The 16,248-nt window shown below is 52.3% G+C and carries 14 protein-coding genes; 10 read left to right on the top strand and 4 right to left on the bottom strand.

Translation table 11 applies throughout. From position 1 onward, the window contains the following. The first annotated feature begins 5 nt into the window (after nucleotides 1-5). The 10 genes from KGA82_RS04265 to KGA82_RS04220 all read left to right on the top strand — a co-directional run bounded on the left by KGA82_RS04265 (nucleotide 6) and on the right by KGA82_RS04220 (nucleotide 10,763). Nucleotides 6-1,121: a DUF6708 domain-containing protein gene (locus tag KGA82_RS04265; protein WP_223449682.1), complete on the top strand. Its 1,116-nt coding sequence runs from the start codon at nucleotides 6-8 to the stop codon at nucleotides 1,119-1,121. Further along, a complete protein-coding gene (locus KGA82_RS04260; RefSeq protein ID WP_317851270.1) occupies nucleotides 1,118-2,158 on the top strand; it encodes a DUF6708 domain-containing protein in 1,041 nt (346 codons plus the stop codon). The genes KGA82_RS04265 and KGA82_RS04260 overlap by 4 nt, the downstream gene beginning before the upstream one ends. A gap of 78 nt (nucleotides 2,159-2,236) precedes the next feature. Continuing rightward, a complete protein-coding gene (locus tag KGA82_RS04255) occupies nucleotides 2,237-3,289 on the top strand; it encodes a DUF6708 domain-containing protein (RefSeq protein WP_223449681.1) in 1,053 nt (350 codons plus the stop codon). A gap of 26 nt (nucleotides 3,290-3,315) precedes the next feature. Then, a complete protein-coding gene (locus KGA82_RS04250) occupies nucleotides 3,316-4,419 on the top strand; it encodes a DUF6708 domain-containing protein (RefSeq protein ID WP_223449680.1) in 1,104 nt (367 codons plus the stop codon). 86 nt (nucleotides 4,420-4,505) lie between these two features. Next, nucleotides 4,506-5,339 carry a hypothetical protein gene (locus tag KGA82_RS04245; RefSeq protein WP_223449679.1) on the top strand — a complete coding sequence of 278 codons (834 nt, stop codon included), beginning with the start codon at nucleotides 4,506-4,508 and terminating at the stop codon, nucleotides 5,337-5,339. 102 nt (nucleotides 5,340-5,441) lie between these two features. After that, complete coding sequence (locus tag KGA82_RS04240) at nucleotides 5,442-6,428, top strand: DUF6708 domain-containing protein (protein WP_223415169.1); 987 nt, start codon at nucleotides 5,442-5,444, stop codon at nucleotides 6,426-6,428. Nucleotides 6,429-6,446: 18 nt separating this feature from the next. Further along, a complete protein-coding gene (locus tag KGA82_RS04235; RefSeq protein WP_223449678.1) occupies nucleotides 6,447-7,406 on the top strand; it encodes a hypothetical protein in 960 nt (319 codons plus the stop codon). Nucleotides 7,407-7,446: 40 nt separating this feature from the next. Next, the gene (locus KGA82_RS04230; RefSeq protein WP_223449677.1) at nucleotides 7,447-8,382 is read left to right on the top strand and encodes a DUF6708 domain-containing protein; all 936 of its coding nucleotides are present in this window, start codon (nucleotides 7,447-7,449) and stop codon (nucleotides 8,380-8,382) included. Nucleotides 8,383-8,577: 195 nt separating this feature from the next. Then, on the top strand, nucleotides 8,578-9,681 hold the full coding sequence (locus KGA82_RS04225; protein WP_317851269.1) for a DUF6708 domain-containing protein: 1,104 nt from the start codon (nucleotides 8,578-8,580) through the stop codon (nucleotides 9,679-9,681). After that, nucleotides 9,678-10,763 carry a DUF6708 domain-containing protein gene (locus tag KGA82_RS04220; protein WP_317851268.1) on the top strand — a complete coding sequence of 362 codons (1,086 nt, stop codon included), beginning with the start codon at nucleotides 9,678-9,680 and terminating at the stop codon, nucleotides 10,761-10,763. Before KGA82_RS04225 ends, KGA82_RS04220 begins: the two co-directional genes overlap by 4 nt. A gap of 32 nt (nucleotides 10,764-10,795) precedes the next feature. Here KGA82_RS04220 and KGA82_RS04215 read toward each other — a convergent pair whose 3' ends face one another. From KGA82_RS04215 to KGA82_RS04200, 4 genes are all read right to left on the bottom strand, one after another. Next, on the bottom strand, nucleotides 10,796-11,617 hold the full coding sequence (locus KGA82_RS04215; protein WP_223449676.1) for a VanW family protein: 822 nt from the start codon (nucleotides 11,615-11,617) through the stop codon (nucleotides 10,796-10,798). 355 nt (nucleotides 11,618-11,972) lie between these two features. Beyond that, nucleotides 11,973-12,551 (bottom strand): hypothetical protein, encoded by a 579-nt coding sequence (locus tag KGA82_RS04210; RefSeq protein ID WP_008043603.1) that lies wholly within the window; start codon nucleotides 12,549-12,551, stop codon nucleotides 11,973-11,975. 168 nt (nucleotides 12,552-12,719) lie between these two features. Then, a complete protein-coding gene (locus tag KGA82_RS04205) occupies nucleotides 12,720-13,787 on the bottom strand; it encodes a lipocalin-like domain-containing protein (protein ID WP_223449675.1) in 1,068 nt (355 codons plus the stop codon). After that, nucleotides 13,777-16,248 (bottom strand): ABC transporter permease, encoded by a 2,472-nt coding sequence (locus tag KGA82_RS04200; RefSeq protein WP_223449723.1) that lies wholly within the window; start codon nucleotides 16,246-16,248, stop codon nucleotides 13,777-13,779. The genes KGA82_RS04205 and KGA82_RS04200 overlap by 11 nt, the downstream gene beginning before the upstream one ends.

The raw sequence follows: 16,248 nt of genomic DNA, 5'->3' as shown, positions 1-16,248 counted from the left end.
CCTTTATGGATTTCCGAATGATACCTATCTCTGCGCAGCACAACGAGTTCGATATTAAACAGCAGCGCCCTGTCGCTAGTGAAACTCGGAGCTTTGTCACGGGAGAGGCATTGTTTCTTTCACCATTGCCAGTCCCTACCGGTCAATTACCGGTGGATATAGGTGGAAAATTTATCGAAGTCAATGACACCTATCTTGACATCGGAACCAGTAATTCCGGAAAAGCGCTTCAAGCGCGAATCATGATAGCTAACACCATGTTCATTGCATTTTTCTTTTTTATATTTGCGCCGCTTCTAGCGGGTACAACAGCGTGGGGAAACCCCTACGGAGTAACCTTCTGGTCTAGAGCAGAAGTCGTATTGGATTATGCATTCTATATGGCACTTGGACTAACAGGAGCCACCGCTTTAATTGCGATTTACGTAATAACTGGCACAACCATCAAAAAATCAAAAACAACTCCAGTTCGGTTTAATCGCCAACGGCGTGAAGTTTGCTACATCCCAGAAAAGTCGGATACACCTATAATTCGCCCTTGGGAAGAAACGATAGCCTGGCTATCGATAGGAACAGGCACAACCGGAGTTGGAGTCGTTAAAACCTTTACCCTTGGAATAGCCATAGAAGATAAAGCCAATGGGGTAGCCTACTACATTAACGATACTGTTCCGTCTCCGTTTCATGGGCTAGGACAATGGGAAGCCATGCGAAGCTACATGGAAAAAGGTCCAGAGTTTTGCCCTGGCAAAGCACCCTACGAGGGTCGTCACACCTTCGATAAAGAACGACAAGACATGCACGAGGAATACCAGCACAACGAGCGTTCCGCTTTCGGAGTTGGCTTGTGGTACCTGACACACCTTATCACCTGGTGGCGTTTTCCGTACTGGGTAGCGGAATGGGATCATCGTTTCAGCATGAAGTCCCTACCTAACTCGATTGCTGAGTGGTCCAAACCCTTACCGTCTGAGCAATGGGCCAAACCGAGCTCAGCTTTGAACGAGCAAAGCGCGAAGATTGAAAGAGCCTTTGCTCAAGGACAGGATTTCATGACGTACTTCAAGGCCAACCTCAGCAAAACCGAGGCAAGAGAATCTGCGGAAAGTTCGGCATTATGAGCGTAGAGATCATACAGCCCGGTGATTGGCGAGACTTGAGCAATCAGCGTCCTGTCGCTGGCGAGTCCCGACGTTTTGCCGCTGGAGAAGCTTCGTTTTTATCGCCTCTGCCGGTGCCAACCGGACAAATACCCTCGGATTTGGGTGGGAGCATTGTTGAGGTAAATGACATATATCTGGACATTGGCAGCAGCAGTTTTGGTAAAGCATTTCAAGCCAGAGCAATGATTGGTCTGTGCATGGGTTTCATAGTTTCTTGCCTGCTGGCCCTACCTACAATTATGGGATTATCAACATTCAACAACCCTTTTGGACGTAACTTCTCATGGTATTTCAGCGAGTTTTTTGAATTTGGTCTGTGGATTTCCGGTTGGGGCGGCGCGGCATTTGCCATTATCGGCTGTTATGTTGTCATCAGCTCCACACTCACCAAATCCCGCACCCGCCCCATCCGCTTCAACCGCCAACGCCGCGAAGTCTGTTTCTTCCCCAACAACTCCGACGTACCCGTCATCCAGCCATGGGAAGAACTGGTCGCCTGGCTCTCAGTCAGTACCGGTTCAACCGGCGAAGGCATCATCAGCACTTACACCTTTGGCATGGCCTTCGACGATCCCAAGTCCGACAAAGTCCATTTTGTAAACCAAGGCGTAGCAACAGCCATCCATGGCTTGGGCAAATGGGAGGCCATACGTATCTACATGGAAAAAGGTCCAGAGTTCTGCCCCGGCAAAGCCCCCTACGAGGGTCGTCACACCTTCGATAAAGAACGACAAGACATGCATGAGGAATACCAGCACAACGAGCGTTCCGCTTTAGGCGTTGGCTGGTGGTACCTGACACACCTGATCACCTGGTGGCGTTTTCCGTACTGGGTAGCGGAATGGGACCATCGTTTCAGCATGAAGTCTCTACCTGAATCCATTGCTGAGTGGTCTAAACCTTTACCGTTTGAGCAATGGGCCAAGCCGAGCCAAGCTTTGAAAGAGCAAAGCGCCAAGATCGAGAAGGCCTTCGCTCAGGACAAGATTTCATGACTTACTTCAAAGCAAATCTAAACGCAAATAAGACAGAAAAATCAATAAATAACTGAGTGAAAACGATGAGGCGCGTCCTTGAAGCATAAATATGACCAACTACCTCATGCTGGAGACTTTAAAAGTGAATCTGGCACAGAGATAGTCTACCTATCACCTAGGCCCGTCCCTACAGGTCTGCCGCCTTTCAGTGCGCGCCAACTGCACCGTAACACTAATGAAACCTTTCTAGACTTTGCTGTCGGGCAAGGTAATTTTGAATTTATGGCTAGAATTGGCATCGGCGCAATAATGCTCATTGTGACTTTGCTATTTATTTTCTCTGCTTTCGCCTCTTACCTTAGAAGAAACGCAGAGCCATTTTTGAGTGGCTGGCTCAGCTTTTTTTTCAACCCTATACTTTGGTTGATTATTGGCGCTATCGCACTTACCTATATTTATTTCTTCCATCAAGCCGCTCGACAAGTTTTAGCACACCCACCTGTTCGCTTTAACAGGCAGCGCCGCGAAGTCGTATTTGTACCTCAAAAGGGCCATAAACCACGATTTGTACCTTGGGAAGATGTTATAGCCTGTGTCTCAGTGGGAAAACTCATTACCCAATATGCAGTGATGCCAGAATACAAACTGATGATTGGCCTGCGGGATGCCGGCACCGGAAATGTATTGTGGTCCGTTATACCCAGCAGTAATTTGAGCCTTGCCGTTTCTGAGTGGGAGGCAATTCGTGCCTATATGGAGGAAGGTATGTCTGCCCTCCCCCCAGATCAATCGGACGAACTAGAGGAAGGTTCCGTCGAATTTTTCCATCTGTGTCGTCGTAGTTATCGAGCAGATCACTCATTTCTACGTTACGTCTGGGGCTTTTTGACAATACAAATTTTTAGCGGCTGGACAATACCGTGCTACATATCCGGTTGGGTGAACAGTCGGCCAAAAGCAGGTTTTCCTAAAAAAGTCCTGGAATGGTCAAGACCTCTCCCCCCTGACCAGCACGCTATGTCGAGCGAAGCGTTGCTCGAGGAAAGCGCTGACATCCGGAAGGCCTTTGCCAAAGGGCAAAACCTGCTGGATTACTTCAAGGTGAAATTTTCCGAACCGGCTCAAGAGCCCACAGTGGGCGCGTCCTAGGCCGAACACCCTTTATGGCTTTCCGAATGACACCTATCTCTGCGCAGCACGACGAGTTCGATATTAAACAGCAGCGCCCTGCCGCCGGTGAAACTCGTCGTTTTGCTACTGGAGAGGCTCTATTTTTGTCGCCACTGCCGGTGCCTACCGGGCAAATCCCCATGGATTTCGGCGGAAGCTTCGTTGAAGTCAACGAGACATTCCTCGACTTGGGCAGTAGTAATTTCGGCAAGGCTTTCCAAGCTAGGGCAATGATTGGGCTCGGTATGATGTTCATCTTCTCATGTCTGATTGTTCTGCCTTTGCTTGCAGGATCTACTACTTGGGGAAATCCATTTTCCGAATCCTTTTGGGACAGAGCTGCAGGTATGTTCCATTTCGGTGTGACCTTTAGTCTTTGGGGAGGAGGAATAGCCGCGCTTCTGGGTACTTACGTTATCTTGAGCACTACCAGAGCGAAGTCCCGCACCCGTCCAATTCGATTCAACCGCCAACGTCGTGAAGTCTGCTTCTTCCCCGAAGGTTCTGACGCTCCTGTCATTCAACCATGGGAAGAGACAGTATCTTGGCTCTCAATCAGTACAGGGGTTACTGGAGTGGGAGTAGCAAGCGCCTATACCTTTGGTATGGCGTTCGACGACTCCGGAGCTGACGTAGTGCACTTTGTGAGACAAGGCGTAATGACTCCTGCTCATGGCTTGGGCAAATGGGAAGCCATACGTGTCTACATGGAAAAAGGTCCAGAGTTCTGCCCTGGCAAAGCCCCCTACGAGGGTCGTCACACCTTCGATAAAGAACGACAAGACATGCACGAGGAATACCAGCACAACGAGCGTTCCGCTTTCGGAGTTGGCTTGTGGTACCTGACACACCTGATCACTTGGTGGCGTTTTCCGTACTGGGTGGCGGAATGGGATCATCGTTTCAGCATGAAGTCCCTACCTAACTCGATTGCTGAGTGGTCCAAACCCTTACCGTCTGAGCAATGGGGCAAACCGAGCTCAGCTTTGAACGAGCAAAGCGCGAAGATTGAAAGAGCCTTTGCTCAAGGACAGGATTTCATGACGTGCTTCAAGGCCAACCTCAGCAAAACCGAGGCAACAGAATCAGCGGATAGTTCGGCATTATGAGCGTAGAGATCGAACAGCCCCGCGGTCTCGCACATGCAACTAGCCGGATAGTTCTAAGTGCAGATCAGCCCACAGGCAAGGCTCCTATGGAGCTTTTCATTACGGATGAACACACTGAGCAATACCTATCACTTCAGGTTGGAGGGGACTCTGACCGAGGAATGTTGACCGGTATTCTTGGCGGTATTTGCTCAAGTCTTTGTCTTGTCATGGGGTTGTGGATGGCGCTTCAAGGCCGATGGGAAGCCGTAATATGGCCATTGGTGTTTGGCGTTCCGCTTTTCCTTGCCCCGTTCCTATGGGAGACACTTCGACCACTTCCTCTACCGATACTTTTCAACCGCAGGACTCGCGAGGTCTATTTTGATCATGAAGGGGCGTTGTTTCACTGTCCATGGGATGGTATCCAAGCCGTTGCATGTGAATTTCAAATAGTCGGCCCCTACACTGCTGGTATGAAAAACGCATCTTTAGAAATTATGGTTCATCGGTATCAAAACCCTGAAAACGCGCTTATGGTGAGCCTAGGATCTCCGGTAGGAAAAACACTGGACATGCAGAAAGGATTCTGGGAATACATTCGTTCCTACATGAATAATGGTCCATGGTTCGATAAAAATGGAAATCATAGTGATTCAGACAACTTTGTGAAAATGCAACTTTCTGCGAGCAACGATCAATCCCAGCTCCTTGGACACTGGCGCCAAACTATCGCAGAAAAAAAAGCGGCGGCGGAAGGGAAAAATTATTTAAGCGGTATAGACGCACTTATGTTTCTTGGCCATTTAATATTTTACCCATCAAACCTAATACAGAGCTTTACTTATAATATCGCAAAAAGGAGATCGCGCAATCGCTGGCCGAACATAGTGCTTGAGCGACTAAGGCATAATGGCCCTGCGACCAGACTGACAGATTAGGAAAATACAGATGTTGTTCTGTATAAGGCGTAAAAGGGCAATCTATTTACTACGACCTCATGAAAACAGGTCATTCTATCTTTTTCAAGATATGCATACGAAATGCACATCCCTACCAGAAAACAAGGGAATCACATGGTACTGGGTGATCTTATAAGACAGTCGAATGCAAAATATGGAGCCCCGCCTACGGTAATTCTCAGGGCTGAGAAACCAACAGGCAAGGCCCCTATAGAGCTATTCATTACCGATGAACACACTGAAAATTATCTCACCCTGAAAATGAGCGGCGACGCTGAACGGGGGGCAATGACAGGTTTGCTTGCAGGTATCGCGTCTCCGCTTGGCCTACTTCTGTCACTATGGATGGCGATGGAAGCTGAATGGGCGCTGGCAGCTTTGTCTCTCGCCATTGCGATCCCGATGTTTTTAATTCCTTTCTTATATGAAGTCTGTCGACCTCTTCCTCTACCCATTCTATTCAATCGCCGCACTCGTGAGGTCTACGTTGAAAATGAAGGTGAGCTATTTCACTCCCCTTGGGATGAAATTCAAGCAATGGCATGCGAGTTTCAAATTATCGGCCCATATACTGGTAGCATTGGAAATACGTCTTTAGAAATAATGCTTCATCGCTTTTTCGCCCCTGACAATTCATTAATGATTAGCCTAGGTTCACCAATAGGTAAAACCCTCGACATGCAGAAGGGATTCTGGGAATACATCCGTTCCTACATGAATAATGGGCCATGGTTCGATAAAAACGGAAACCATAGTGAATCAGATAATTTTGTTAGAACGCAGCTTTCGGCAAACCTCAATCAATCGCAACTTCTTGGACACTGGCGCCAAACCATCGCGAACAAAAAAACCACAGCAGGCGGAAAAAATTACTTAAGCGGCATAGATTCACTTATGTTTATCGGCCACCTAATGTTTTACCCATCAAATTTAATACACAATTTCACTTACAACATGGCACAGCGAAGATCACGCAATCGCTGGCCACACATCGTACTTGAGCGGCTAAAACACAATGGACCTACGACCAGATTGATCGACTTGGAAAATACAGATGCTATTCCATAGAAGGAGCAAAGAAATAGCATGACTTTAAAAGATATCATTCAAGAAGCGCGCACCAAGTATGGCGAAGCGTCCAGTATTATTCTGACCGCAAATGAGCCCACCGGGCAAGCTCCGATGGAGCTCTTTATTACGGATGAACATACAGAAAACTATTTATCACTAAAAAACAGCGCCGATACTGATCGTGGACTGATCACCGGGCTGATGGCCCTAGGAGCTATTCCTTGTCTACTCATGGCTATTTGGTTTTTTTCTACAGGAAAAACTGAAGGCGGAATAAACGGTCTTTTAGTTGGCCTGCCAATGCTTCTGATTCCATTTCTCTGGGAAACTCTCCGCCCACTCCCTCTACCGGTATTATTTAATCGGCGCACTAAAGAGATTTATTTCGACAACAATGGCGAACTATTTCACTCACCATGGAGTGTAGCCCAAGCGGTTGCTTGCGAGTTTCAGATGATCGGCCCTTATACTGCAGGTATAAACAATGCATCTCTTGAAGTGGTCGTCCAGCAATTTGATAAGCCTCAGAACATACTCATGGTTAGTCTTGGCAGCCCCACAGGAAAAACACTGGACATGCAAAAAGGATTTTGGGAATACATCCGATCCTACATGAACAACGGACCTTGGTTTGATAAAACCGGCGCTCACAGCCAGTCTGACGCCTTCGTTAAAAGCCAGTTAGAAGCAAACCTAAAGCAATCTGACTTTCTAAAACACACTCGCCAGACTATTGCTGAGAAAAAATCCACCTCCGCAGGAAAAAACTACCTGAGCGGCGTTGATTTTGTAATGCTTTCAGCAAACTTATTCTTTTATCCTTCAAGCCGCATTCAAGATTTCACCTACAACATCGCTAAACGTAGGTCCCGTAATCGCTGGCCGAAAATCGTACTTGAGCGCTTGCAGTCGGATGGGCCATCTACGAAACTGACCGACATTGAAAAGATGGTACGCTTAGCTATTCACCACTAGAAGGTATTACCTTGCCACCAATTGAAATCAAGGAACTCGCATGGTTGTGAAGAATCTGGCCCATCAAGCCCAGGCCAAGTACGGGGCGGTGCCTCATGCCAGCTTAAAATGGAATGAAACTACCGACGAAGCACCGACGGAGTTGTTCATCACCGATGAGCATACTGAGAATTTTTTGTCGTTAAAAACCGGAGGAGATACGGACCGAGGTCTCCTCACGGGCGTAATGGCGTTCGGATCGATTCCCTGCTTACTTATAGCCCTGTGGTTACTCGCAAATGGCAATTACGCAGGTACCGGCAATGCTCTGATTGTCGCAACTCCACTGGTTCTGATCCCATTTTTTTGGGAGATTTTTCGCCGATTACCGTTACCTATAATGTTCAACAGACGCACCCGCGAAGTATATTTTGACAACAACGGGGAACTGTTTCATGCCCCTTGGGATGGCCTGGAAGCACTAACGTGCGAATTTCAGATGGTCGGACCTTATACCGCCGGAATGAAAAATGCCTCTTTGGAAATCATGGTTCAGCGATTCGGCGCCCCAGAAAATACATTGATGATTAGCCTTGTTTCTCCAATAGGAAAAACCCTTGAAATGCAAAAGGGCTTTTGGGAGTACATCCGCGCTTACATGAATAACGGGCCTTGGTTTGACAAAAATGGCAACTCAAGCAAATCAGATACATTCGTAAAAGATTTACTAGCATCGAACCTCAAACAGTCGGAGTTTCTTGGTCACACCCTACAAGTCATTGCAGAAAAAAAAGCTGCTACCGATGGCAAAAACTATTTAAGTGGCATTGATGCCGCAATGTTCTTGGGAAACTTGTTTTTCCACCCCCTGAACCTAGTTCAAGATTTCACGTACAAAATAGCTAAACGTCGCTCGCGTAATCGTTGGCCGAAGATTGTGCTGGAGCGCCTGCAATCAGATGGTCCTACCACGAGACTGGTTGATATTGAGAAGTAGAGACAAATAGTTCCTTATGAGGCGCACTAAATACTAGCCAAGCTCACATTAAACAATTTACAGACATCTCACTAAACGCGCAGAATGGCAAACTGCTTCCAAGACTATCTAAGTTAAGGACGCGCGCACAGATGCCTCTTGGCTGCGAGTAACAATCGACTCGCTGTAGTCATCCGACTTTTCAATTGAGCTAGCATGCCATCCAGACCAGAACAGCAAGTCGAACTTGACCTCAAAAATTACCGCCCCATGGCGGGTGAAACTCGTCGCTTTGCCACAGGTGAAGCACTATTTTTCTCTCCGTTGCCAGTTCCTACCGGACAAATCCCAATGGATCTCGGAGGAAGCTTCGTTGAAGTCAACGACACCTACCTGGACTTGGGCAGCAGCAACCTCACCAAATCTTTCCAAGCACGCTTAGCTGTTTCGCTTCCTACAGTCGTAGTTCTCGTTTGTCTGTTTGTTCTCCCAACCTTGATGGGCTTCGCAGCATTCATAAATCCATTCGGTAGAAGCTTTTGGTTTTACTTCAACGATTTTTTTGAGTTTGGACTATCACTAGCGCTCTGGTGTGGAGGAGGAGCAGCGCTGATCGGCCTGTACGCGATTATCAGCACCACCAGAAGCAAAGCCCGTACCCGACCTATTCGATTTAACCGTCAACGCCGAGAGGTCTGTTACTTCCCGGATGGTTCCGACGAACCAGTGATCCAGCCTTGGGAAGACACGGTTGCGTGGATCTCAGTCAGCACCGCGTTTACAGGAGTAGGCGTAATCAGTAGCTACACCTTTGGCATGGCCATTGATAATCCCAAGGCCGATACGGTGCACTTTCTTACACAAGAGGTCATGACTCCTATTCATGGGCTAGGCAAATGGGAAGCCATACGTATCTACATGGAAAAAGGTCCAGAGTTCTGCCCTGGCAAAGCCCCCTACGAAGGCCGTCACACCTTCGATAAAGAACGACAAGACATGCATGAGGAATACCAGCACAACGAGCGTTCCGCTTTAGGCGTTGGCTGGTGGTACCTGACACACCTGATCACCTGGTGGCGTTTTCCGTACTGGGTAGCGGAATGGGACCATCGTTTCAGCATGAAGTCTCTACCTGAATCCATTGCTGAGTGGTCAAAATCTATACCACCTGAGCAGTGGGCCAAGCCGAGCCAAGCTTTGAACGAGCAAAGCGCGAAGATTGAAAGAGCCTTTGCTCAAGGACAGGATTTCATGACGTACTTCAAGGCCAACCTCAGCAAAACCGAGGCAAAAGAATCAGCGGATAGTTCGGCATTATGAGCGTAGAGATCAAACAGCCCGGTGATTGGCGGGACTTGAGCAATCAGCGCCCTGTCGCTGGTGAGTCCCGACGGTTTGCCACTGGCGAGGCATTGTTCTTTTCACCATTACCCATTCCTACCGGGCAGACGCCAATGGATTTGGGGGGAAGCTTTCTTGAGGTCAATGATACTTATCTCGATGTCGGTAGTAGCAACTTCAATAAGGCTTTCCAAGCCAGAGTGATGATCGCAAGTGTAATGCTCTTGTTGATTGTAAGTTTGATAGTAGGACCTTTTATCGCAGGCTTGATGAGTATCGGTGATCCCTACGACCGAACATTTATATACATTTTCAAAGAGTTTTTTCCCATGGGTGCTGCCATCGGCGCTTGGGGAGCGGCAGGCGCAGCGGTTTTAGGACTGTATGCAGTGATCAGTACCACCCTCAATAAATCCAAGACCCGCCCCATCCGCTTCAACCGCCAGCGCCGCGAAGTCTGTTTCTTCCCCAACAACTCCAACGTACCCGTCATCCAGCCATGGGAAGAACTGGTCGCCTGGCTCTCAGTCAGCACCGGTTCAACAGGCGAAGGCATCATCAGCACTTACACCTTTGGCATGGCCTTCGACGATCCCAAGTCCGACACAGTCCACTTCGTAAACCAAGGCGTAGCAACACCCATCCATGGCTTGGGCGAGTGGGAAGCGATCCGCGTTTATATGGAAAAAGGACCGCAGTACTGCCCCGGCAAGGCGCCTTACGAAGGCCGCCATACCTTCGATCAAGAGCGTGCCGATATGCATGAGGAATACCAGCACAACGAGCGTTCCGCTTTAGGCGTTGGTTGGTGGTATCTGACACACCTGATCACTTGGTGGCGTTTTCCGTACTGGGTTGCAGAGTGGGACCATGGCTACAGTATGAAAGCGCTGCCGGACTCGATTGCAGACTGGTCGAAACCACTGCCGCCGGAGCAATGGGCAACGCCAAGTGCCGAGTTGGTTGCACAGAGCGCCAGGATTGAAAAAGCCTTTGCTCAGGGCCAGAGCTTCATGGAGTATTTCAACGCCAGTAAGCACCCGATGCAAAAAACAAGTTAAGAAAAACGGGCGATCAAACGATCGCCCGTTTTTTATGCACGCTCAGACAATAAACTCTCTTCAACCTCATACTTGACCACCACCCGATTCTTATAAAGCCGCGTACTCTCCAACACCTGACTCTCCTGGCCCTTAGTCCTCACATCCCGCCAGATTTCATTCTCCCGAAACACCCGCCCGCCTTCACGCACAAACCGGTGTTCCCGTTGATAAACGTGATACCGAAACGCTCGAACCTGATCACACAACAACTCCCCCTCCAACTGCTGCTCAGCCACTTTCAACTTCAGCTGAAAGTGCCGATCCGTCGGGTTGTGCAACACCAGGTCGATGTAGTTGTAAAAGATCGCCGCCCCGGAACCGAATGGCAACACGCGCCCCTCGTCAGGAAATGGGTCGAAGCTGTGATTCGATCGTTCGACTACCAGCAGCGGGGAGTGAATCGCCATCCAGTGGATCAGGTTGCTTAGTTGGCAAATCCCGCCACCGACGCCGCTGCGTGCTTCACCAAAGGACAGTTCCATGCCTTCGACGTAACCGCGTTTTCGGGTCGGTCGGCCGACCAGACGGCAGAAGGAAAAGTATTCACCGGGGCCAATGACCACGCCGTCTATTGAAGCCACGGCCAATTTCAGGTTCACGACTTTGTTGTGTTGTAGCTGCACATCGGAGTTGCCGAGTTTGCGGATCAGTTTGGAGGTGTGTTTGAGGTATCGGTACGGCAAGCGCTCAAAGGTGTCTTTCGGGCGAGCGTAACGTTTGCGGGAGAAGCGCCATGCCAGTTGGCGGAACAGTCTTTTTTGCCACACGCGCAGCCAGTAGAGGGCCGGGTGATAAAGGGAGAGAGGTTTCATCCGTGTCAGAACGGCGGCTGCCGTTTTTATCCTTTACAAAAAATGCTAGGCATCCTATCGGATTTATGCAGTGCATATTGCACTTGAAGAAGGTGTTCGCCCAGTGTAATGGCCTCGGCAATCCATGCACTGGTAAAGAGCCCTGACACTGGGCGAACGGGAGGGATTTTAATAGAAGTTGGCGGATATGTCCGTGTGCATAAACATGAAATTTGTGTACACAATGTTTAACAAAATGTCGATTGCAATATCACGCCGACAACTTTTTAAACCCACCAGTTAGACCATTAATTCTGATCATTCCTATACAAGAAACTGTACAGGAATGATCAAGCTGTAGAGCCAAGACTCAACTTTAGTGTTGAGTGGTCACTTTCAATACATCGGTATACGTCACGACGACGCTCTGCCCTACTTTCAAGTCTTTCAGTTTTTTCTGAACTTCAGGCTTTTCAACGTTGATGGTTTTCGAGTGTCCGCGGGGTCCCTTGAAGGTCACCTGGTTTTTCGCCACATCAATTTTGGTGATTTGCAGTTGTACCTGTACCTGACGGAAGGCTTCACCCCCAGGGTTGGGGTCGTCTTTGGTGGCGCGGATTTCTCCGGTGCGTTCGGTAGAGCCCGGCAGACCTTTGTCGACATCGGTGTCGAGGTAAGCGGCAACCGAGCGGATAACCTCGACAGTGACCTTATCACCGACCTTCAGGTTACCCAGATTTTTGGCCTTGTCGCTCAGTTGTACATTCACCTCACGGCCTTCAGCACCTTCAAGGACGACTTGGTGGTTGGCGGCGTCTACGGCCAGGACTTTGGTCGTGACTTGATCGGCTTCAACGACGGCAGACAATGGAATGTCCGCCGCCACGGCGCTAAAGCTGACAGTGGACAGCACGGTGGCGAGGGTGATGGCTTTAGTCAGAGCATGAAGTTTCATAAGCGGGACATTCCCTGTGGTGGATGGCAGCAGACGGCTCTGAATCGAGGTTCGGCGCCGTCTGTGCCACTGAGCATAGACGCTGTTCAGCGATTGTCCGCCGTCTCTTGCACGGGTGGACGCGGTACGTCGGAGTACTTCGAGGCACGCGCTGTCGAGAGTTGCGACTCAATACCCGGTCATTTCCAGATAGCCCTGCCCCGCATGACTGCCGCTCAGGCGCACGGGGCCTTCCCAGTACGGAATGCGCAAATTCATCCAGGCATTGCGATTGAGGGCATCGAGGGTGATGTCGAGGTGCTTGGCGGGGATTTTGATTGACCAGCGAACCGGCATCGAACGACCGGCGACTGTCGCGGTGTCTTGTGGTGTGAGGGTGATGTCGGCGGCGTGCAATAACTGAGTCTGGCCCTGCGCGTCGATCCAGGTGCCGGTGAGATACGGCTCGCCGTTTTTCTGCCGCATGCGGTACAGCATGACCTGTTCGCCGCTGTCCAGGTGCAGGGAAAACCAGTCCCACCCCGTCTGATTGGCGGTCAGCGGCTGGCTGCTCCACTCGCGGTCAAGCCAGGCTGGACCGCTGACCTGATAGGCCTTACCGTCGATATCCAACGTGCCGCTGGCCTGGAAAAACGGCTGGCTGTAGTAGTACGACGCCTGGCCCTGTTCGGATTTCTGACTAAAACCCTTGTCGCCCTGAAGCACCAGTGGACGCGTGGACGTCAGCCGCAGCTGGTAGCTGAACGCCTTGTCGCGGGCACTGAGTTGAAGCTCCGCCAGAGGATCGGCGCCCTGGCTGCTGAATCGCCAGTCGTCGATCCAGGCATTGAACGGGTCAAGACTCACACCCGCCTGACCAACGCCGCCCCGGGAATAACGCTCGGCAGCATGATGCACCGTGGCAGACGTCACCGCAGCATGCCCCAACCAGATCACCTGATTGCCCCAACCCGCCACCTCGGGCGCGGCTTTCAACGCACTGCGAAACAACGTCCATTGCACGCCGAACTCGCGGCCCTGATCGTCCTTGAGGTTAGCCGTGACGTACCACCACTCGATCCGAAAGCCATCGTGGGGACCGTGATCCGTCGGGAAGCTGAACACCCGGCCGGGCACTACCGGTGTGAACGCGGCGGCTTCACCTCCGAGCCCGGCGAAGCCTTTTTCAACCGGCGCCGTGTCATCGCAGCCGCTCAAAAAAAGTGCCAGCAACAACGCGCCGAGCTTAATCCTCATGAGCAAACGTCCTCAGCAGGTCCGCCGGTTGCGAGCGATACAGCGAGTACAACGGCCACGCTGACGCCAGCAAAGTCGCGAACAACGCCAGCCCCATCAACTGCAACAGCTGCAACGGAAAGACCCGCAACGGCAGGCGCCAGCCGAACGCCTGAACGTTGATCACCGTGTCCAGGCACCACGCCAGCGCGATGCCCAACGGTAACGCCAACATCAGCGTCAGCACTGCCAGCAGCCAGGTTTGCCCGAGGTTGAGCAGCATCAATTGTCGGCGCGTCACACCCAGCGCCCACAGGGGCGCGAGTTGTCCGAGGCGGCTCTGGCTCTGGGTCAGCAGGCTGATAAACAGCGCCACGCCCGCGACTGCGAGGGTCAGGCTGTTCAGCGCGGCAGTGGCGGCGAAGGTGCGCTCGAACACTTGCGTGGACCAGCCCTTGAGCCGGGCCTGATCGACGATGCGACTGTCATCGAGGGCGAAGCGCGCTTGCAGGGTTTGCAGGAACGGCGCAATCAACGGCGGGTCGATGCGCAGGTTGAAACGGTTCGGCGTCAGTTGCGGCCAGCCGCGCAGCAGATGATTGACGTTGACCAGGAGGTGGCCCTTGGGGTTGCCGTAGTCGGCGTAGATCCCGACGATTCGCGGCGACCAGGGGCCCGCCGGTGTGGGAATCGTCAGGTGGTCGCCCAGACGCACTTTCAATCGCCGCGCCAGTTGTTCGCTGAGCATCAAGGCGTCGTCCTTGGCCAGTCGGTCCCACGGGTTGTCGCCCAAGGCCTCCAACAGCGGCCAGTGCTGGCGATAGGTCGGGTGGTCGATCACGCCGAATACGTCCGCCGGCCAGCCTTGCAACTGGATCGACACCTGCCAGTTGGGCAGCACCGCGCTGAGGGAGGGTTGCTGTTTGAGCCAGCTCTGCAGTTCTCGAGCCTGGGCCGGATTTTGCGGGTTCACGTACAACTCGGCAGTCAGGCGTTGTTCGAGCCAGTTGCTGAAGGTCTGGCGGAAACCGGCGGTCATGCTGCCGGCGCCGATGTTCGCCGCCAATGCCAACAGCAGCGCCATCAGCGCCAGGCTCAGGGCCGGCAGTTGCTGGCGACAATCGGCGAGAAACCATTGGCCGAGCACCGAGCGGCTGCGATGCAGCGTCAGGTTCAGCACGCTGTTGAGCACCACCGGCAGCGCCAGTGCGGCACCGATCAACAATGCCGCCATCAGCACAAATCCACTGGCGAGGCTGTCGCCCCGGATCAGCGCCAGCAACGCGATCACGCCGGCAATCGCCGCGATCCACGCCTGGCGCCGCAACCAGCGTGCGTGAGCCTGGTGCCAGGCTTGCGGATCGGCCAGGGCCAGCAACGGCAGGCGCGCCGCCCGCAACAAACTGTTGGCACCGGCCAATAACGCGCCGAACAGGCTCAGACCGACGCCGCTGAGCCACCACCATGGACTGAGGCTCAACTGCCCCGCCACTTCGGCACCGTACAAACCGCGCAAACTGGCGGCGACATCCGGCAGCAGCACGCTGGCCAGCAGGTAGCCGCTGGCAACCCCGGCGAGGCCGCCGATCAGTGCCAGGCCGCCCAGTTCAACGGCGAGGCAAGCGATCAACATCCGTGCGCTGACACCACAGGCGCGCAAGGTTCGCAGCAGCCCTCGGCGTTGTTCCAGCGCCAGCCCGATGGCCGCGTGAACGATGAACAGGCCGACCACGAAAGACAGAAAACCCAAGGCATCGAGGTTCAGGTGAAAACTTTCGGTGAGGCGCGAGAGGTTGTTTTCTTCGCCGCTGCTTTTGAACTGGAGCAGAACTTTGTACTGATCCGGCAAGGTGGCGGTGAAATCCTTGGGCAGCAGCAGACGAGACAGTTGCTCCGGCAGCCCCAGAATCTGCTGGGCGAAGCCGATATCCACCAGCAACACGCCGGGGGCCATGTCGGTTTGTACATGCAACGGCGGCAATGTCGCCCCGCTCAACGTCAGCGGCTGCTCGCCTTCGCGCATGCCCAACGCTTGCAACGTCTGCGGCGAAATCCAGGTGCTGCCCGGCGGGCTGAAAAACTGGACGACCTGCTCAATGTCCAATGCCCGCCCGGCCACCGCCGAACCGGCCGGCAGCGACACCGGCTCGATGCCCATCAGTTGCAAGCGCTGGTCTTCATGGCCCTTGAGCGTCACCCGCCCTTGCAGCACCGGCGACACCGGCCAACCGGCGCGGCGCAGTTCGATAAACAATGCCTGAGAAAAAGTCCCGCCACCGGGTGCGCTGAGGCTGGCCTGCGGCTCACCGCCGATCAACTGACTGGCTCGCGCGTAACTTTCCCGCGCCTGACTGTTGAGCGCCTGCACGCCGGTCAGCAGGCTGGTGGCCAGCCACAGCCCGGTCAGCACACTGAAAAACTGCACCGGGTGCTGCCGCCAATGACTGAGCAGCGCCCGCAACGTCTCGCGAAAGACCCGCAC

The sequence above is a fragment of the Pseudomonas sp. BF-RE-22 genome (assembly GCF_019956155.1).
Taxonomy (GTDB): Bacteria; Pseudomonadota; Gammaproteobacteria; order Pseudomonadales; family Pseudomonadaceae; genus Aquipseudomonas; species Aquipseudomonas migulae.
This window is presented reverse-complemented; position numbering and strand designations above follow the sequence as displayed.